Source organism: Cupriavidus oxalaticus, from assembly GCF_038900635.1.
GTDB lineage: Bacteria > Pseudomonadota > Gammaproteobacteria > Burkholderiales > Burkholderiaceae > Cupriavidus > Cupriavidus oxalaticus_B.
This window is the reverse complement of sequence record NZ_JAYMRX010000007.1, coordinates 298,073-315,422: the sequence shown is the minus strand read 5'-3', so window position 1 is coordinate 315,422 and position 17,350 is coordinate 298,073. Positions and strand designations below refer to the sequence as shown.

Genomic DNA, 17,350 nt, shown 5'->3' with positions numbered 1-17,350 from the left:
GATCAGGGTTGCCCCCATTGTCCAAAATTCCCCACTGCTGCCTCCCGTAGGAGTCTGGGCCGTGTCTCAGTCCCAGTGTGGCTGATCGTCCTCTCAGACCAGCTACTGATCGTCGCCTTGGTAGGCTCTTACCCCACCAACTAGCTAATCAGACATCGGCCGCTCCTATCGCGCGAGGCCTTGCGGTCCCCCGCTTTCACCCTCAGGTCGTATGCGGTATTAGCTAATCTTTCGACTAGTTATCCCCCACGACAGGGCACGTTCCGATGTATTACTCACCCGTTCGCCACTCGCCACCAGGCCGAAGCCCGTGCTGCCGTTCGACTTGCATGTGTAAGGCATGCCGCCAGCGTTCAATCTGAGCCAGGATCAAACTCTTCAGTTCAATCTCTGTGTGACCCTCGCGGGTCTCGCTCTTTCGAGCGGTCGCTCACTCTCAGAAAACTGACTGACCAGATCCGAAGACCCAGTCACGTTTTGCTGTGCGAGCACTGTATAACTTGTGAAGCCACACTGTCCGAAGACAGTGGCGTCCGCTACCCAGCGCCCACACTTATCGGTTGTTTGTTTGTTAAAGAACTTCGCTGGCCGGCTTTGCCGTTCAGCGCGCTGCGTTGTCTGCAGCAGAGAAACGAGATTATGCAGAGCTTTCTTCGTTTCGTCAACCATTTCAGCAATCTTTTTTTGCTGCGGTCAGCGCTGCAAACCTCGCCGCGCCAACCTCCCGGTCGACCCCGCAACCCTTGCTGCGTCTGCCTTGCAGCGCCGCGTTGTGTTGCGAGGGGGCGAATATTAAGGGAGCGTGACAGGGTTGGCAAGCACTTTTTCGGAATACTCTGAACCCGCCGTAAAAGTGCCTCTTACACCGCCTCCAGCAAATAGTTGGCAGCGCCCTGTATAGAATGGCTGCTCCGGCCCGCCGGGCCGCTTTCTCTTTAGATGGGGACGATCGATGACTATCCAAGCGACCTGGCAACCGAGCCAGGGCAACACCATCTGCCACCTGAGCAACGGCACCGCCAGATGGCAGGCCGACCTGGATGCCTCCGCGGGCGGCGATACCAGCTACCCCAGCCCGCACGACTTGCTCGACTCCGCGTTGGCCGCTTGCACCACCCTGACACTGCAGCTCTATGCCAAGCGCAAAGACTACGCCATCGCCAGCATCGACGTGTCGGTCGCCCATGAGGAAGCCGGCGGCACCTACACGCTGAAGCGCGAGGTCAAGGTCAGTGGTGAACTAACGCCACAGATCCTGGACGACCTCCTGCGGGTCGCCAATCGTTGCCCGGTACACAAGACGCTGTCCGGACAGATTGCAATCGAGACGTCGATCGGCTGAGAACCGGCGAATTCCTGTTGTCGCCGCAAATGATAATAGTTATCATTCAAATCCTCGGGTTCTGACACGACCTGAGTCAGCAAATGGGTTACCGGACACGCTTCGTGTCCGGTTTTTTCTTCCCGCTCGCCACTCAATCCAGAGCCGCTGACGCGCTCGCATGCGTCGGGCATGTCATCGTCCTGACGCCAGCCCGGGGCTACCGTTTGCCTGATGGCGCTACGCCCCACCCGATCGGGGGACGCCGCCGCCGGTGTGTTGGCTGTCCAACGAAGGTTGCGTCGTATTCAGGCTAATCCGGCACCGCGCGCTTTGTCTGCGATGAAGCGCCGGCTTACCATGATCGAAAAGCAGAACAAGAAAAAAGCGCATCCGGAAGCGTCGCGAGCGGGGGGAGTCCTTGACCAACTTCATTGAAGCGTATTGCTCTCAGGTACGGCTTGCGGGCGCCACCGGCGTCATTGCAAGACCGGTCCTGGTTGCGCAAGACGGTACATACGCCATGCACTATGTACCGTGCGAATACCTGAACACGCAGGCGCAGCTGGTGCTCGTCAGCACCACCCCGGGCCATGCCCACGTGCGGCTGGCAGCGTCGGTGACCGAGGAGCTGCTGCGCAGCCACGCGCCAGGCCGCGTGGTCCAGCGCGAGAACAAGCGTCGGGTGGAACTGGGCGGCAAGCTGGTTCGCCCGAACCTGATCCGCATGCTCGATCACTTCCGCGTGCCGGAGCTGGTCGGCCTGCCTCACGCCGCGGCGCTGTGGAACGACGGCTTCGAGCGGCTGCAGCCGCTGGCCCTGCTGCCGCATGCCACCACACGGCGGGGGCTGGCCTTCGACGGCCCCTTCGAGGATTTGATGGCGGCGCCCATGCTTCGCGAAATTTTCGAAAACCAGTTTCTCGAGACCGTCCGCCAGATGCGCACCGACGCTTTCTATATCGCGCTGGGCCGCACCGCCTGGGCCGGGCTCCGGCATGCCGTCAGCCGGCGGCTGATCGCGCGCCACCAGTTGCTGGGCATGATGCCGGTACCCGCGCGAGCCGGCAGCATGGTGCGCTATTTCCTGCGCGAACTCTCAGTCAGCGACCTGTCGCCCAAGGATCCCGTGCGCCATCGCGTCGGATGGCTGGACGCCGCCCATGCCGAACTGGAAGCCAACGTCCGCAGGATCAAGGCGGCGTCAGAACCGGATCCGCATGGCTCCTGCCTTATCGCGTAAGCAATCGCTTGCCCCTCGAACTGTGACGCATACGCCCCACCAAAGTGGGGTCTTGCGAGGCCGTTTGGCGTCGATAACGTCTCTTGAGGAAACTGACCTCCTCGCATTCCCGATTGGCGGCCCCCCCGTGGGCCGCAATTTTTTTGCGCGGCCGGCGCGTGCTGCCTGACGGCGATGGGCACGCGCCTTGCATCATGCCCCGTGGCCATATTCCCTCCGGATCGACCATGAATGCCACGCCTGCCCTGCGCCTCGCCTTGTGTGCCGCGCTGCTGCTGCCGCAGCTTGCCGTACAGGCCGCGAACGAACAGCCCGGCTTATCGGTGTCCGCGCGCAAGCCAGGGGCAGCGCTGCCGGACGGCTGGAAGAATTTACCGGTGGCCAACGGCAAGGCCCAGACCAGCTACCAGCTGGTGGCCGACGGCCGCGCCACGGTGCTGCAGGCCGAAGCCGAACACTCAGCTTCTGCGCTGATGCACGCGGGGGATGTCAATCTCTCGCGCACGCCCGTGGTGGCTTGGCGCTGGAAGGCGCAAGGCCCGATTCCCGGCGCGGACAACAGCGACGCTGCCCATGAAGATGCGCCGGCCCGGCTGGTGTTTTTCTTCGAGGGCGACACCAGCAAGCTCTCGCTCGGTGACCGCGCGGCGATGCAGATGGCCAGGAGCCTCGGCGGCGAAGAACTCCCCTATGCCACGCTGATGTATGTGTGGTCCGACAGCGCCGAGCCGGGCAGCGTCATCCCCAACCCGCATACGGGCCGCGTGCAGATGATCGTCGTCTCCGGCGCGCAAGGCGATGCCGGCAAATGGCAAAGCCTGCGCCGGAATGTGGTGCGGGACTACGAACGCGTGTTCCATGAACAACCGGGCCCACTCAAGGCATACGGCATCATGACCGACACCGACAACACCCACGGCGCCGCCCGCGCCTGGTATGGCGACATCCGCTTCCTGCCGGCGGACTAGGCCAACGAAGCCATCGAGGCCGGCGGGGGTGTCTGCGCGGCGCTGTGCCGCAGTGCCCCCGTTACCTGCGCCATCAGCTCGGCCTCGTCGGCGGCTGCATGCCCCTGCGCCTGCAGCGCCTCGCGCACGCTGACCACCTTGCCCGGATCATAGTGGCGCCCGCTGTCGATCGCCGCCTCGAAGGCATTGGCGCGGGCGTTGATCTGCCCCGGGTCGGCACTTACCAGCAGCACCGCATGCGCCAGAACCAGGTGCCGTTGCCCATCGGGCGATTGCATGGCCGCCGGCGCGCGCCGCCAGTACTGCGCGGTGCCGGCGATCTTGCGCGCCGCCTCCGGCGGTCCCCATGCCAGGTTGAAGCGGCCGTCGCAGAACGAGCCGGCCACTGCCTGCCAATGTGTCGGCACGCCGAGCGCCAGCAGTGCCTTGCCGATGACCTCGCACAGGTGCAGGTAGACCGCATCGCTGAGCGCGCCGGGCGGCTGGCCGACGGCATAGGCCAGGCTCAGGTTGAGGATGCCCGGGCCTTGCGGCACCAGTCCTCCGCCCGACATGCGCAGGAACACCGGGCAGCCTTGCCGGGCGAACTCGGCTCGCGCCGCCTCGAAGCCGGCATGCCGCTGGTAGGTACGCGGCACCACCAGCGACAGCGGCGCTTCCCACAGTTGCGCGACCTTCCGGCCCTGCGCGGCGAGTTCGAGCAGGGCCAGTTCATCCTGCAGAGGATCCTCATGCGGCTGGCCGGCAGGCGCGGGCTCGACGAACACAAAAGGCATGGCGCGGCAGCGGTCGGGTGGCAGGTCGGGTAGCGATAGGCCGAGTCTAGCAAGGCTAGCCGTTGAGCGCATCGAAATAGGACAGCGCCTTCGACGCATACATCGCGCCCGGGCCGCCACCCATCTCGATATTGAGCGCCAGCACTTCGGCCAGTTGCCCGCGCGTGGCACCGTGGCGCAGCGCCTGCGCGGTGTGGAACAGCACGCAGTCGTCGCAGCCCTTCTGCACGGCCAGCGCGACCGCGACCAGCTCCTTGACCGCGGCAGGCAGGCTGCCTTCCTGCGTGGCGGCCTTCATCAGGCCCTGGAATGCGCTCATGGCCGCGGGCTGGGCCTGCGCGAGCGCGGCGAACTGCTTGTTGATCTGGGCGAGGCGGGTCTTCAGTTCTGTACTCATAGAAACCGTCGTCGTGACTCGGTGGATGGAAAACAAGCGCGGGCGCCAGCGCACGCCGCCGCCCGCGCCGCGGCATCAGCCGCCGAGGTGCTGCCTGAGCAGCGCGTTGAAGTCGTTGGCCTTCTCCATCTGGCTCATGTGGCCGGCATCGGCAAAGACCTTGACCGTGGCATCGGGCGGCGCCGCCTCGGCATGCTCTGCCGGGATGATGCGGTCCTGTCCGCCCCACACCACCAGCACGCGCTTGCCACTTTCGGCCAGCCGCTGGCCGGGCTGCTCCTTCTGCCTGCCGCCGGCGAACAGGTCCTGCCCCAGCGCGGTCAGCGCTTCGGTCACGCCGTCCAGCCGCTTGTAGCGCAGCAAGTCGTCGAGCATCTGCCGGCTGACCAGCCCGGCGTCCGCGAACAGCAGCTCGATCACCGGCTTCAGGTCGCGTCGCGACTGCGCGTTGACGAAGCCCTCGGTATAGCCGCTGTTGACCGCTTCGCCGAAGCCCACCGGCGACACCAGCGCCACCGACAGCACCCGCTGCGGCGCGTCCGCGGCGAGCTGCGCCGCCACGCCGCCGCCCATCGAATGGCCGACCAGGTGCGCCGCGCCGATGCCGGTCTCGTCCATGAAACGCGCTACAAAACCGGCCATCTGCGCCAGCGTCGTGCCCGCGAGCCGCGGCGACGACTGTCCATGGCCGGGCAGGTCCAGTGCCACGACCGTGTACGCGTCGGCGAGAGGATCGAGGTTGAACAGCCAGTTGTCCAGGTCACCGCCAAAGCCGTGGATGAAGAGCACGGTCTCGGCGCCGCTGCCCTTGCGGGCGTAGCGGACGCGGATGCCGTCCACGTCGGCGAACTGGTACGCGGCGGCGGCGTCCTCCTCGTCGCCGCCGTCCGCGGGCGCTTCATAAGCCGATACATACGCGTCGATATCCGCATCGCTCACCTCCGCCGGAGCCAGCACGCCAAGCAGCGCCTTGACCGGCAGCACGTCGCCGGCCTGCGCCACCTTGCGGCGCAGCGTGCCGGCGTCCGGCGCCTCCACCGCATTGGCGATCTTGTCGGTTTCCACATCGAGGATCGGCATGCCCACGGCAATCTCGGTGCCCTCGTCGACGAGCCAGGCATTGACCGTGCCTTCCTTCATCGACAGGCCCCACTTGGGCATCACGATCGGGGTAATGGTGGGAGATTGTGCCGTTGCCATCAGTGCTTGCCTCCCTTCACGGTCTTGCGCGCGGCCACAGCGATCTGCGCGGCGCTGGGGATATACAGGTCTTCCAGCGTGGGCGAGAACGGCACCGGCGTATGCGGCGGGCATACCATCTCGATGCCGGCCTTGAGCGCGCCGAACGCCTGCTGCGCGACCTGCGCGGAGATATCGGTGGCGATATTGCAGCGCGGGCTGGCTTCATCCACCACCACCAGGCGGCCGGTGTTCTCGACCGACTCCAGCACCGTGTCCATGTCCAGCGGCGACAGCGTGCGCAGGTCGATCACTTCCGCTTCGATCCCTTCTTTGGCGAGCGCGGCTGCCGCTTCCAGCGCGCGGTGCACCATCAGCCCGTAGGTGACGATCGACACGTCCTTGCCGTCGCGCACGATATTGGCCTCGCCGAACGGGATGGCGTAGGCGCCCTCCGGTACCTCGCCTTCCAGCCCGTACAGGTTCTTGTGCTCGCAGAAGATCACCGGATCGTTGTCGCGGATCGCCTGGATCAGCAGGCCCTTGGTGTCATACGGCGTGGATGGGCACACCACCTTGAGCCCCGGGATATGCGTAAACAGCGGCGTCAGCATCTGGCTGTGCTGCGCTGCCGCGCGGAAGCCCGCGCCGACCATGGCGCGGATCACCACCGGGGTTTCAGCCTTGCCGCCGAACATGTAGCGGAATTTGGCCGCCTGGTTGAAGATCTGGTCGAAGCACACCCCCATGAAGTCGATAAACATCAGCTCGGCGATCGGGCGCATGCCGCAGGCCGCGGCGCCAATGGCCGCGCCGACATAGGCCGACTCCGACAGCGGCGTATCCAGCAGCCGGTCGCCATGCCTGGCATACAGCCCCTTGGTCACGCCCAGCACGCCGCCCCAGGCGTCCTTTTCACCATCCGCACCGGCGCCGCCGACGATGTCTTCGCCCAGCATGATGACGCTGGGGTCACGGGTCATTTCCTGGTCGATCGCCTCGTTGATCGCCAGCTTGATGCTCAGTTTGCGAGCCATGTTTGTCTCCTGATAGTTCGGTTTGCCGTCTTGTTGGCGAGAGGCGGATCAGTAGCTGACGTAGACGTCGGTGAGCAGGTCTTCGGGGCCGGGCAGCGGAGCGGCCTTGGCTTCCTGCACGGCGTGCTCGATCAGCGCGGCAACTTCGCGGTCGATGGTGTCGAGTTCCTCGCGCGCGACCACGCCCGCCTGCGTCACGGTGCGCGCGAACAGCTTCAGGCAGTCCTTGTTGGCGCGGATATCGTCGAGTTCGCCGGCGGCGCGATAGGTTTGCGCGTCGCCCTCGAAATGGCCGTAGAAGCGAACCATCTTGCATTCGAGCAGCGACGGGCCGCCGCCTTCGCGCGCGCGGCGGATGACTTCGCCGGCGGCCTCGTGCACGGCGAAGAAGTCGGTGCCGTCGACAGTCACCCCCGGAATGCCGAAGCCGGCGGCGCGGTCGACATAGCTGTCCACGGCCGTGCCATAGTCGCGCGAGGTCGACTCGGCATAGCCGTTGTTCTCGATCACGAAGATCACCGGCAGGTTCCACACCGCGGCCAGGTTCAGGCTTTCCAGGAAGGTGCCCTGGTTGGAAGCGCCGTCGCCGCAGAAGGTGACGCCGACCTCGCCCTTGCCGCGGAACCTGGCCGCCAGCGCGGCGCCGCAGATCAGCGGCGCACCCGCGCCCAGGATGCCGTTGGCGCCCATCATGCCCTTGGACAGGTCGGCGATATGCATCGAGCCGCCCTTGCCGTTGCAAGAGCCGCCCTTCTTGCCATAGATCTCCATCATCATCGCCACCGGATCCACACCCTTGGCAATGCAGTGGCCGTGGCCGCGGTGCGTGCTGGCGATGCGGTCGCCATCGTGCAGGTGGTGCAGGATGCCGACGCCCGCGGCTTCCTCGCCCGCGTACAGGTGGACGAAGCCCGGGATGTCGCCACGCGCGAAGTCCACGTGCAGGCGCTCCTCGAAATCGCGGATGGTGCGCATCTTCCGGTACACCGTCAGCAGCGTCTCCTTGTCGAGCGGCAGCGCGGCGCGATGTTGCGCAGGATCTTGCGAAGCTCTGGCTGTCATGTCTGTCTCCTTCGTTCTATCAAGGTTTGCACTTCAGGAAAGGCAGGTAAGCAACGGGTTGCTGCTGCGCATCAGCCGATGCTGCGCGGCATAGCGCATGCAGCCCGCCACGTCGATGCTGCGAAAAGCATGCTCGTGCAGGGTCACGGTGACTTCGTCGTCAGGGCCGAAGGCCAGCTCGCGTTCGCCGTCGAGCGCGACGATGCCGCTGCGCTGGCGCACACGGTGCGGGCGGCCGTGTTCGAGCCGTTCCCAGCCGGCGACCGGCACCGTGCACAGCAGTCCCGGCGCGATCGGTGCGCGCAGGTCGAATTCGCCCTCGCCCGGCGCGGCCAGCTCGATCGCCAGGCCGCCGGGATCGCGCCGGCCCAGCGGCTCAAGCAGGCCTGCGATGGCTGACAGGCCGATGGCCTGCGGATCGGCGAACGACACATAGACCGCGGCGAGCGTGTCGGTCTTCCACAAGGCGCGCGCGCCGATGAAGTGTTCGTGCGAGATCACCGCATCCACCAGCGCGATGTCGCGGCGAAAGCCGCCGTCGCTGTCGCGGATGACGATATCGAGCCGCTTGTTCGAGGCAAGCGCTTGCTTGTCGGGTACGCGCCCGGTGGCGTAGAGCCCGGTGGCGAGGCCGGTGATGGTGGGCTCGCGCATCTCGGGGTAGGCGTTGTTGGTACCGGTCGACAGGCCGGCGATGGGAACGCCGCCGCATTCGCGCACCACCGCGCGATGCGTGCCGTCGCCGCCGAGCACGATGATGGCGGCCACGCCGGCGTCTGCCATGCAGCGCGCGGCGTGCAGCGTGTCGTCGACACGCGCGGTCACGGGCATATCGACGTATTCGACCGCAGGCAGGCCGGAGTCGGGGCCTTGCCGGCGCGCCAGGTGCCGCGCCAGCATGACGCGCAGTCCTTCGCGGTCCGGCATCATCAGCACGCGGCCCACGCCGCACGCCGCCAGCGCGGACAGCAGGCGCAGCACGATATTGACGCGATCGGCCAGTTGCAGGCTGTTGGCGTTGGCGATCACGCGGCGGATATCGCGCGCGGAAATCGGGTTGGCGATGATGCCGACCAGTGGCGTGCCGGCGACGGCTGCGTGCCCCATTGCCTGTCTCCTGTTGTCGTTGTGGTGACAGGCAAATTGCAATGGCTGTGCCAGTGCGCGGAAGCCGCCGCGAGATCGGAGAACATCCCTCCGGCGCCGTTCAACTTAAGGGATAACCCGCAAGATTTGCCATGCTCCGCGCGGCAAAAAACCCAGCGCGGCTGTTACGGCGAGACAGGTGTCACAGTGCAGTTGTACAGACTGGACAACCGTATCGCGCGAGGGCGGCCGCAGGTGCGGCCGATTACTTCCGGGAATACCTCGATGTGCAATATTCAGTGGTTGGTAACGGCTTCCTGCGCCAGACTCTCCTCCTCAAACAACGACCTGCTTCGCCATGCCGCCGCGAAGCCAATGAGGAGACAGAATGGATACGCGCTGGATTGCAGTGCTGGTGGAGAAGTTCGGCCACAGCTTCAGCGGCTATGACCTGGAAAGCGGTGCGCGCCGCTTCAGCGTGCCGCTGCCGGACTACCCACATGAGTTCGTGGTCGACCGCGCACGGCTGCGCGGCTATGTCGGCCACTACGGGGTCCAGACCTTTGCGCATGCCGGAAATGGCGGCGCCGCCGTGTGCTGCGTCGATATCGCCGGCGGAGAGCGTGAAGGCGACCTGGACTGCGCGCCTTATCACCGCATCCACGGGCTGCAGATTGACGCGCGAGGCCGCGTCTATGCCCTGAGCGAGCGCGACAACATGCTGCTGGTGTTCGAAGCGCCGTGGGAGAGCCGCACGCCTGTGCGCGCGGTGCCGTCCGGCGGCGTCAAAAGCCACCTGTTCGTACTGACGGGCGACGGGCAACGCGCCTACGTGACCAACCTGCTGTCGCACACGGTAACGCTGGTCCACCCCTACGATGCGAGCCGGCCGCCGCGCGCAGCCCACGCCGGCCGGCGGCCTGAAGGCTGCTGCCTGAGTCCTGACGAATCCCTGCTCTACGTCTCCAGCCGCGACGACCATACCATCGCGCGGCTCGACGCTCACACGCTGGAAGTGCTCGGCACGGTCGCCACGGGCGAGGATCCCACCCGACTGTACTGGTCGCCTTGCGACCGCTTGTTCGCGCTCAACTATGGCGAGCGCAGCCTGCGCATCTTCGACCCGCACACGCTGGTCGAGCTGGCACGGGTCGATACCGGCGCCAAGCCGATCGCACTGGCATTCCATCCAGCCGACCCTGGCCGCGCCTGGCTTGCGCTCAACGACCACAGCGTCAGCGAACTGGACCTTCGCACGCTGGCGTTGCGCCATGCCTTTGCCACCGGCAAGGAGCCGGACGGCCTCGCCATCCTGGCGCTGCCGTCCCGATAAGCGCGAGGTTGCGCAGGCCCGTCGCCGCAACCTTGGGCCGGCACTCATACCATTTCGTCGCAGCACAGACCCAGACGCTAAAGCAGCCGCTGAAGCAGCCGCTGAAGGCGCTCATGAAGGAGACCCATGAACATCCCGCAGCAAGCGCGAGCCGACAACGCCGTCGCCCTCGATTCTCCAGCCGGCGCGACGCCCGGCACCGCCTCGGCCACCGCCCGGATTCCCGCGCAGCGCTGGTGGCGCATCATCCCGCCCATCCTGATGGTGTGCATCGTGTCATATATGGACCGGGTCAATATCGCCTTTGCCATGCCGGGCGGCATGAACGAGGCGCTTGGCATCGGTGCCGGCATGGCAGGCCTGGCCGGCGGCATCTTCTTCGCCGGCTACCTGTTGCTGCAGGTTCCGGGCGGCAAGCTGGCCGTACGCGGCAGCGGACGCAAGTTCATCGGCTGGTCGATGCTGGCGTGGGCCGTGATCTCCGTGCTGACCGGCCTCGTGCGCAACGAGACCGAGTTGCTGGTCCTGCGCTTCGCCCTCGGCGTGGCCGAGGGCGGCATGCTGCCGGTGGTGCTGACGATCGTCGGCAACTGGTTTCCAGACCACGAGCGCGGCCGGGCCAATGCGCTGGTGATCCTGTTCGTGCCGATTGCCGGCATGATTACCGCGCCGCTGTCGGGACTCGTCATCGCCGCGCTGGACTGGCGCTGGCTGTTTATCATCGAAGGCGGTATCTCGGCGCTCTGCCTCGGCGTCTGGCTGGCATTGGCCTGCGACCGGCCGCAGGAGGCCCGCTGGATTTCCACGGCGGAGCGCGATTACGTACTGACGCAACTGCGCGCCGAGCAGCAACGAGCGGAGCCTGCTGCCTCTGCGCCGACGAACCATGCGACTACGCGCACGGTGATCTTGCGGCTGCTGTCGGATAGCGTGATCCGTCGCCTGATCGGCCTGAATTTCCTCTACCAGGCTGGCATCTACGGCTATACGTTGTGGCTGCCCACCATCCTCAAGGACCTGACCCACGGCGGCATGGGCCAGGTCGGCCTGCTGGCGATGGTGCCGTATGTGGGAACCATGGCCGGCATCCTCGTGGTGTCTGCCTGGTCGGACCGGAGCGGGAAGCGCCGCGCCTTCGTGATGTGGCCTTTGCTGGGCTTTGCTGCCTGCCTGGCCGGATCGGTATGGTTCCATGCCAATACCTGGCTGGCCTACGGTCTGCTGGTCGGCTGTGGCGTGTTCCTGCAAGCCGCCGCGGGCGTGTTCTGGACCCTGCCCCCGCGCCTGCTTGCCGCAGACGACGCGGGCGTGGCGCGCGGCCTGATCAACGCGCTCGGCAATCTTGGCGGGTTCTGCGGCCCGTATGCAGTCGGGCTGCTGATCCAGTACCTGGACGCCGGCGTGGGCGTCTACATGCTGGCTTGCGCGCTCGTGCTGGCGGCCGTGCTGACCGCCACCCTGCCGGAGTCCTGCCGATGACGCGCCAGGCCTTGCCTGCCGGCGAGCGCCTGGCGATCGTCGATGCCCACCACCATCTGTGGCAGCTCGATTGCGGGCACTACCCGTGGCTGCAGGAGGAATACCAGCCGGCAACGTTCTTTCTCGGCGACTACCAGGCCTTGCGCCATGACTATCTGGCGGCTGAGTACCGGCGCGATACGGCGGACGTATCGGTGCTGGCAACCGTCCACATCGAGGCCGAGCGGAACCGGGACGAAGCCATTGCCGAGACGGCGTGGCTGCATGAGCCCCGCTGGCCACAGGGCATGGCCGCCTCCGTGGTCGCTTACGCCCCGCTCGGCACCGCAGGCTGCGCCGAGCTGCTTGCGCGCCAGGCGAGTTTTGCGCGGGTGCGCGGCATCCGCTGCAAACCGCTGACGGCATCAGCTCCGGGCGAGTCGGTTGCGGGCCGGGCCGGATCGATGCAGGATCCCGCCTGGCTGGAAGACCTGGCACGGCTGCCGCACCAGGGGCTGTCGTGGGACCTGCGCGTGCCGTTCTGGCATCTGCAAGAGGCGGCGCAGGTGGCCGCCGCCCTGCCCGAGCTTTCGATCGCACTGAATCATGCCGGCTTGCCGCTGGACCGGTCGGAAGCCGGGCTGGCTCACTGGCGGCGCGGCATGGAAGCGCTGGCCGCCTGCCCGAACGTGATGGTCAAGCTGTCCGAGTTCGGACTGCAGGGCGGCCGCTGGGATGCGGCTGGGAATCGCCGCATTGTGCGCGAGACGCTTGCCATCTTCGGACACGAGCGCGCCATGTTCGGCAGCAACCTGCCGGTTTCGTCGTTGAGCGCCGCGTTCGGCACGGTGCTGCGCATGGTGACCGACGCGCTGCCGGACCCCCTCGCCAGGCAACGGGTATTGGCCGGCAATGCTGCGCGCTTCTACCGTATTGCCGCCGGGCACATGTCCTCGGCACCAGCCCAAGACAGCGCAATGTGTTGATTCCGGTCGCAGTGTGGTCCGCCATGCGTGCTATAAAACCGGCGTCCACCGTACACTGCCATGCCCGAATTCCTTACCCAGCTCAGCAACGCCGCCACGCTGCGCAAGCGCCTGCAGATGCGCCATCTTCGCCTGGCGCTGGCACTCGCCGAACACGGCTCGCTGCGTGGCGCCGCCAGCGAGATGGCGCTGACCCAGCCTGCGGCGACCAAGGCCCTGCACGAGCTGGAAGACACCGTCGGAACGCTGCTGTTCACGCGCCATGCCCGCGGCATCACGCCGACCGTGTTCGGCGAGGCCCTGATCCGCTATGCGCGCGTGGCGCTGTCCGATCTCGATGCCTTGCACGACGAGCTTGCCGCCATCGCCGCGGGCGAAATCGGCAAGGTGCGCATCGGCGCGATCCTGGCACCGGTGCCGGACCTGCTGGCCGACGCCATCAACGGGCTCAAGGCACGCCACCCGCAGCTGGACATCGCACTCCAGGTGGATACCAGCGACGTGCTGGTGCAGGCGCTGCGGCAGGATGCACTGGACGTGGTGGTCGGCCGTATCCCGGCAGGCTCGCTTGCCGAGGACCTGGCTTTCGAGCCCCTGTGCGAGGAGGTCCTGTCGATCGTGGCGCGCCCCGGGCATCCGCAGGCAGGCAAGCGCAGCGTACGGCTGGCGGGCCTGTCGCGCTATCCCTGGATCATCCAGCCTGCCGCCAGCCCGATGCGCCAGATCATTGACCAGACCTTTCGCGATGCGCGCGTGCCCTTGCCGGAGGATGTCATCGAAACCTCTTCCATCATGGCGACGCTGCCGCTGCTGGCGGGCAGCGACCGCATCGCCGTGGTACCCAGCGCGATCGCCGGTTATTTCGCCGCGATGGGCGCGCTGGCAATCCTGCCGGTGGCAATGCGCGGCCGACTGGTGCCCTACGGCATCGTGTCGCGCAAGCGCCGTACCGCCACGCCCGGCGTGCGCTTGCTGATCGATGCGCTGCGCGCGGCGTGTGCGACCGGCGGCTCGCCACCGGCTGCCACCGCAGTCACCAGGACCGGGCGTCGGCGTGGCTAGCTGCCCGCGCCGCCGTCGCGCCGGTTCGGCGACTGGATGCCATAACGCTCCATGCGCCGGTACAGCGTCATGCGGCTGACGCCAATCTGGCGCGCGACCGCGCTCAGGTTCCACCCGGAAGCGCGCAGGTACTGCATCAGCAGCATGCCTTCGGGTGGCAGCTGGTGCGGGTCAAATGGCGCGGCGGCGTTGTCGCCCGCAACCGGTGCAGTTTGAGGAGGCGCGACGGGGATGGCTGCCGTCCCGAGGCCGTCGGGCAGGTCGTGCTCATCGATATAGCCGCCGGTGCAGACGGCGCGCGCGTATTCCAGCACGTTGCGCAGCTCGCGCAGGTTGCCCGGCCAGCGATGGCGATGCAGCCGCTCGCGCGCCGCGGGCGACAGCGTCACGGGTGCGGCGGCGCCTTCCTGCAGCAACTTCGCCATCAGCCAGTCGAGATCGTTGCGTGCGCGCAGTGGCGGCAGCTCGAAACGCGCGCCGTTCAGGCGGTAGAAGAGGTCTTCGCGGAATCGTCCTTCGGCGACCAGTTGCTCCAGGCCGTGGTGCGTCGCGGAAATGACGCGCAGCCGCACCGGCACGGGCCGCGCGGCGCCAACCGGCAGCACCTCGCCCTCGGCCAGCACGCGCAGCAGCCGCGACTGCAGCTCGCGCGGCATGTCGCCGATCTCGTCCAGGAACAGCGTGCCGCCGTCGGCTTCCTGGATCAGCCCGCGCTTGCCGCGCGGGCCGGCGCCGGAGAAGCTGTTGGGCAGGTGGCCGAACAGTTCGCTCTCGATCAGCGTTTCCGGAATCGCCGCGCAGTTCACCGCGATAAACGGGCCGCCGCGGCGCGCGCTGGCCTGGTGCAGGGCCTTGGCGAAGAACTCCTTGCCGCTGCCGGTCTCGCCGTGGATCAGCAGGTTGATCGGCGAATCGACCAGCCGCGCGGCGCGCTGCAGTTGCTGCCGCAGCGCGGCGTCGCCGCCGGTCAGCGCGGCCAGCGCCTCGGGCATGGCCACCGGCGCTTCCTTCGCCGGTGCCTGCCAGCGCAGCGCGGGCGGCATCACGCTCAGGTACAGCAGCCCGCCGCTGCGGTTCAGCGCCACCAGCCGCTGCTCGCTGGGCCGGGAGTAGACATAGTTGCCCAGGTCTTCCAGCCGGGCACCGAACAACGCCTCGAAGCGCTGGCCGAGCACGGTGGCGCCGGCCGCGCCGCCCAGCTCGCCCTCCAGCATCAGCCGGGCGCGGTGGTTGTGGCCGACGATGCGGCCGGCCTCGTCCAGCGCCAGCAAATATTCGGGATTGACGTCGACGAACTCCGGCGCCACGTTCAGCTTCAGAATCCAGTCGCGCCGGTGCGCGCGCAAGAAGTTGGCGTTCTCGATATGGGCGGCATAGATGCGCACCAGCTGCAGCGCCAGCCCCTGGCTGTCCTTGGCGTGCGGCGAGGTCAGCGCGGAGATGTCGAGGATGGCGTGCAGGTTGCCGTGCGTGTCGAACAGCGGCGCGGCGGTGCAGGTCAGCGGGATATGGGTCGCATCGAAATGGTCGGCCTGGTGCACCGTCAGTGCCTGGCCGGTGACCAGCGCCGTTCCCACCGCGCAGGTGCCGGCGCCGCTCTCGCTCCATTCCGCGCCGAGGTAGAGGCCGGCGTGCCGCAGTGCGGCATCGGTGCGCGCATCGCCGATATAGTCGACCGTCACGCCCTGCGCATCGGTCAGCAGCACCACGTACCCCAGCGCCGCCACCTGGCCGTACAGGCTCTGCAGGCCGTGGCGCGCGATGCGCGCGAAATCGTCGATGCGTTCCTGGTGTTCGCGCAGCCGCGGCTGCGGCAGGATGCGCGCTTCCTGCATGCGCGAGGGATCGAGCCCGTACTGGTGCACGCAGCGCCGCCACGAGTTCTGGATGATAGCGTCGTGCGCGATGCGGTCCGCCAGCACGGCGGGCGGGGCTAGGTATGTGGTGGCCTGCACCACCGTCTCGATGTGCTCGCGTTGCCGCAGGTCCATCGCTGTCTCCTGGTCGTCGCTGCCGTCGGCCCCGGGAGCCTGCTGAGGGGGCGGTGGATCGGGCGGACTGTGCGGGCGCGTGCCTGGGTGGCCGCGCCTCTGTCTGGTCTCGGCCTTCTAATGTATCCGAGCGCGTCGGCGGGATGCAAACCAGAATGGCGGACAGGGATTGCGAGACGGCGGCAGGCGCATGCCGCAAGTGCGGCCCGCGCCATACCGGGATGGCTCAAAGTGCGGCGTTGGCCTTGAGGCTGCGCGCCGCGCCGGCGGCGATCTCGAAGGAGCGCAGGCGCGCCTGGTGGTCGTAGATTTGCCCGGTCAGCATCAGCTCGTCCGGCTGCAGGTCATCGACAAAGCGCTGCATGCCCGCCCGCACGGACTCCGGGTCGCCCACCACCGAGCACGCCAGCGAGCGGCGGATATGGTCGGCCTCGCTCTCGGTCCACAGCGACTCGATGTCGTCCACCGGCGGGCGCAGTTGCCCCGGCGTGCCGCGCACCAGCGCCAGGAACTGCTGCTGCAGCGAGCTGAACAGGCGGCGCGCCTCGTCGGCGCTGTCCGCGGCAAAGACGTTGAAGCCGAGCATCACGTACGGGCGATCCAGCGCTTCCGAGGGCCGGAAGGTGCGCCGGTAAAGGTCGAGCGCCTGGCGCATGAAGCCCGGCGCGAAGTGCGAGGCAAAGGCGAACGGCAGGCCCATCGCCGCGGCCAGCTGCGCGCTGAACAGGCTCGAGCCCAGCAGCCAGATCGGCACCTTCAGACCGGCGCCGGGGACCGCGCGCAGCCGCTGGCCGGGGCGCACGTCATCGAAGTACGCCTGCAGTTCCTCCACGTCCTGCGGGAAGGTATCGGCGCTGTCGCTGGTCAGATGGCGGCGCAATGCGCGCGCGGTGGCCTGGTCGGTGCCGGGCGCGCGGCCCAGGCCAAGGTCGATGCGGCCCGGGTACAGCGAGGCCAGCGTGCCGAACTGCTCGGCGATCACCAGCGGCGAATGGTTGGGCAGCATCACGCCGCCGGAGCCCACGCGGATGGTCTGCGTGCCGTTGGCGACATAGCCGATCAGCACCGCGGTGGCGGCGCTGGCGATGCCGGGCATGTTGTGGTGCTCGGCCAGCCAGTAGCGGTGATAGCCCAGCCGTTCGGCATGGCGCGCCAGGTCGAGCGAGTTGCGCATGGCCTGGCCGGCGTCGCTGCCCTGCGGGATGGGGGCCAGGTCGAGCACCGAATAAGCGATGCCGTTGCTGGTGGGGAGAGAGTCGCGATTCATGTCGTGGTCTGGCGGGCGGCGTACGCCACACGTGCGCCGCCCGCTGCAATGCGAATGGTTCGCTATGTTAGTGAGCTCGCGCGGATCGTGCTGGCGACGGATTTGCGGCCCTGCGGGCGGCGTGGGTATCGGCCTCGTCGGCACTTGTTGGCACTCGTCGGCAAATGCCGGCGAATGCGGTGCC

Annotated in this window: 15 protein-coding genes and 1 rRNA gene; 7 read left to right on the top strand and 9 right to left on the bottom strand. The window is 67.3% G+C overall.

All coding sequences use genetic code 11. The features are described from left to right. Positions 1-385: ribosomal RNA gene (locus VSR71_RS14870) — 16S ribosomal RNA — on the bottom strand; the annotation flags it as partial. A 567-nt stretch (positions 386-952) separates the two neighbouring features. Between VSR71_RS14870 and VSR71_RS14865 the strand changes: the two genes are divergently transcribed. The 3 genes from VSR71_RS14865 (at position 953) to VSR71_RS14855 (ending at position 3,532) form a co-directional block, all read left to right on the top strand. Continuing rightward, complete coding sequence (locus VSR71_RS14865) at positions 953-1,342, top strand: OsmC family protein (RefSeq protein WP_342914615.1); 390 nt, start codon at positions 953-955, stop codon at positions 1,340-1,342. A gap of 400 nt (positions 1,343-1,742) precedes the next feature. Beyond that, on the top strand, positions 1,743-2,564 hold the full coding sequence (locus VSR71_RS14860) for a hypothetical protein (RefSeq protein WP_342914614.1): 822 nt from the start codon (positions 1,743-1,745) through the stop codon (positions 2,562-2,564). A gap of 227 nt (positions 2,565-2,791) precedes the next feature. Further along, positions 2,792-3,532: a DUF3047 domain-containing protein gene (locus VSR71_RS14855; protein ID WP_342914613.1), complete on the top strand. Its 741-nt coding sequence runs from the start codon at positions 2,792-2,794 to the stop codon at positions 3,530-3,532. On the opposite strand, the gene VSR71_RS14850 is transcribed toward VSR71_RS14855, so the two are convergent. The 6 genes from VSR71_RS14850 to VSR71_RS14825 form a co-directional block, all read right to left on the bottom strand. Further along, positions 3,529-4,308: a lipoyl protein ligase domain-containing protein gene (locus VSR71_RS14850; protein ID WP_342914612.1), complete on the bottom strand. Its 780-nt coding sequence runs from the start codon at positions 4,306-4,308 to the stop codon at positions 3,529-3,531. The two genes, VSR71_RS14855 and VSR71_RS14850, sit on opposite strands and share 4 nt — an antisense overlap. 55 nt (positions 4,309-4,363) lie before the next feature. Then, positions 4,364-4,705: a carboxymuconolactone decarboxylase family protein gene (locus tag VSR71_RS14845; RefSeq protein WP_342914611.1), complete on the bottom strand. Its 342-nt coding sequence runs from the start codon at positions 4,703-4,705 to the stop codon at positions 4,364-4,366. Between the two features lie 75 nt (positions 4,706-4,780). Continuing rightward, positions 4,781-5,905, bottom strand: coding sequence for an acetoin dehydrogenase dihydrolipoyllysine-residue acetyltransferase subunit (locus VSR71_RS14840; RefSeq protein WP_342914610.1), 1,125 nt, complete (start codon positions 5,903-5,905; stop codon positions 4,781-4,783). Continuing rightward, positions 5,905-6,921, bottom strand: a complete 1,017-nt coding sequence (locus tag VSR71_RS14835) for an alpha-ketoacid dehydrogenase subunit beta (RefSeq protein WP_342914609.1) — start codon at positions 6,919-6,921, stop codon at positions 5,905-5,907. The genes VSR71_RS14840 and VSR71_RS14835 overlap by 1 nt, the downstream gene beginning before the upstream one ends. Before the next feature lie 48 nt (positions 6,922-6,969). Continuing rightward, complete coding sequence (locus VSR71_RS14830) at positions 6,970-7,983, bottom strand: thiamine pyrophosphate-dependent dehydrogenase E1 component subunit alpha (protein ID WP_342914608.1); 1,014 nt, start codon at positions 7,981-7,983, stop codon at positions 6,970-6,972. Positions 7,984-8,016: 33 nt separating this feature from the next. Further along, on the bottom strand, positions 8,017-9,090 hold the full coding sequence (locus VSR71_RS14825; RefSeq protein ID WP_342914607.1) for an ATP-NAD kinase family protein: 1,074 nt from the start codon (positions 9,088-9,090) through the stop codon (positions 8,017-8,019). 367 nt (positions 9,091-9,457) lie between these two features. On the opposite strand from VSR71_RS14825, the gene VSR71_RS14820 reads away from it, so the two are divergent. The 4 genes from VSR71_RS14820 (at position 9,458) to VSR71_RS14805 (ending at position 13,908) form a co-directional block, all read left to right on the top strand. After that, positions 9,458-10,402 carry a YncE family protein gene (locus VSR71_RS14820; protein WP_342914606.1) on the top strand — a complete coding sequence of 315 codons (945 nt, stop codon included), beginning with the start codon at positions 9,458-9,460 and terminating at the stop codon, positions 10,400-10,402. Between the two features lie 126 nt (positions 10,403-10,528). Next, positions 10,529-11,881: an MFS transporter gene (locus tag VSR71_RS14815; protein WP_342914605.1), complete on the top strand. Its 1,353-nt coding sequence runs from the start codon at positions 10,529-10,531 to the stop codon at positions 11,879-11,881. After that, positions 11,878-12,846, top strand: a complete 969-nt coding sequence (locus VSR71_RS14810; RefSeq protein ID WP_342914604.1) for an amidohydrolase family protein — start codon at positions 11,878-11,880, stop codon at positions 12,844-12,846. Before VSR71_RS14815 ends, VSR71_RS14810 begins: the two co-directional genes overlap by 4 nt. A gap of 60 nt (positions 12,847-12,906) precedes the next feature. Next, positions 12,907-13,908: a LysR family transcriptional regulator gene (locus tag VSR71_RS14805; protein WP_342914603.1), complete on the top strand. Its 1,002-nt coding sequence runs from the start codon at positions 12,907-12,909 to the stop codon at positions 13,906-13,908. On the opposite strand, the gene VSR71_RS14800 is transcribed toward VSR71_RS14805, so the two are convergent. Both VSR71_RS14800 and VSR71_RS14795 read right to left on the bottom strand, forming a co-directional pair. Further along, complete coding sequence (locus VSR71_RS14800) at positions 13,905-15,899, bottom strand: sigma-54-dependent Fis family transcriptional regulator (protein WP_342914602.1); 1,995 nt, start codon at positions 15,897-15,899, stop codon at positions 13,905-13,907. The two genes, VSR71_RS14805 and VSR71_RS14800, sit on opposite strands and share 4 nt — an antisense overlap. Before the next feature lie 226 nt (positions 15,900-16,125). Continuing rightward, positions 16,126-17,166, bottom strand: coding sequence for an LLM class flavin-dependent oxidoreductase (locus tag VSR71_RS14795; RefSeq protein ID WP_342914601.1), 1,041 nt, complete (start codon positions 17,164-17,166; stop codon positions 16,126-16,128). Positions 17,167-17,350 lie beyond the last annotated feature (184 nt).

Coding starts and splice junctions, on each gene's coding strand:
- VSR71_RS14865 (WP_342914615.1), top strand. CDS start 953: ATGACTATCCAAGCGACCTGGCAACCGAGCCAGGGCAACACCATCTGC.
- VSR71_RS14855 (WP_342914613.1), top strand. CDS start 2,792: ATGAATGCCACGCCTGCCCTGCGCCTCGCCTTGTGTGCCGCGCTGCTG.
- VSR71_RS14850 (WP_342914612.1), bottom strand. CDS start 4,308: ATGCCTTTTGTGTTCGTCGAGCCCGCGCCTGCCGGCCAGCCGCATGAG.
- VSR71_RS14845 (WP_342914611.1), bottom strand. CDS start 4,705: ATGAGTACAGAACTGAAGACCCGCCTCGCCCAGATCAACAAGCAGTTC.
- VSR71_RS14840 (WP_342914610.1), bottom strand. CDS start 5,905: ATGGCAACGGCACAATCTCCCACCATTACCCCGATCGTGATGCCCAAG.
- VSR71_RS14835 (WP_342914609.1), bottom strand. CDS start 6,921: ATGGCTCGCAAACTGAGCATCAAGCTGGCGATCAACGAGGCGATCGAC.
- VSR71_RS14830 (WP_342914608.1), bottom strand. CDS start 7,983: ATGACAGCCAGAGCTTCGCAAGATCCTGCGCAACATCGCGCCGCGCTG.
- VSR71_RS14825 (WP_342914607.1), bottom strand. CDS start 9,090: ATGGGGCACGCAGCCGTCGCCGGCACGCCACTGGTCGGCATCATCGCC.
- VSR71_RS14820 (WP_342914606.1), top strand. CDS start 9,458: ATGGATACGCGCTGGATTGCAGTGCTGGTGGAGAAGTTCGGCCACAGC.
- VSR71_RS14815 (WP_342914605.1), top strand. CDS start 10,529: ATGAACATCCCGCAGCAAGCGCGAGCCGACAACGCCGTCGCCCTCGAT.
- VSR71_RS14810 (WP_342914604.1), top strand. CDS start 11,878: ATGACGCGCCAGGCCTTGCCTGCCGGCGAGCGCCTGGCGATCGTCGAT.
- VSR71_RS14805 (WP_342914603.1), top strand. CDS start 12,907: ATGCCCGAATTCCTTACCCAGCTCAGCAACGCCGCCACGCTGCGCAAG.
- VSR71_RS14800 (WP_342914602.1), bottom strand. CDS start 15,899: ATGGACCTGCGGCAACGCGAGCACATCGAGACGGTGGTGCAGGCCACC.
- VSR71_RS14795 (WP_342914601.1), bottom strand. CDS start 17,166: ATGAATCGCGACTCTCTCCCCACCAGCAACGGCATCGCTTATTCGGTG.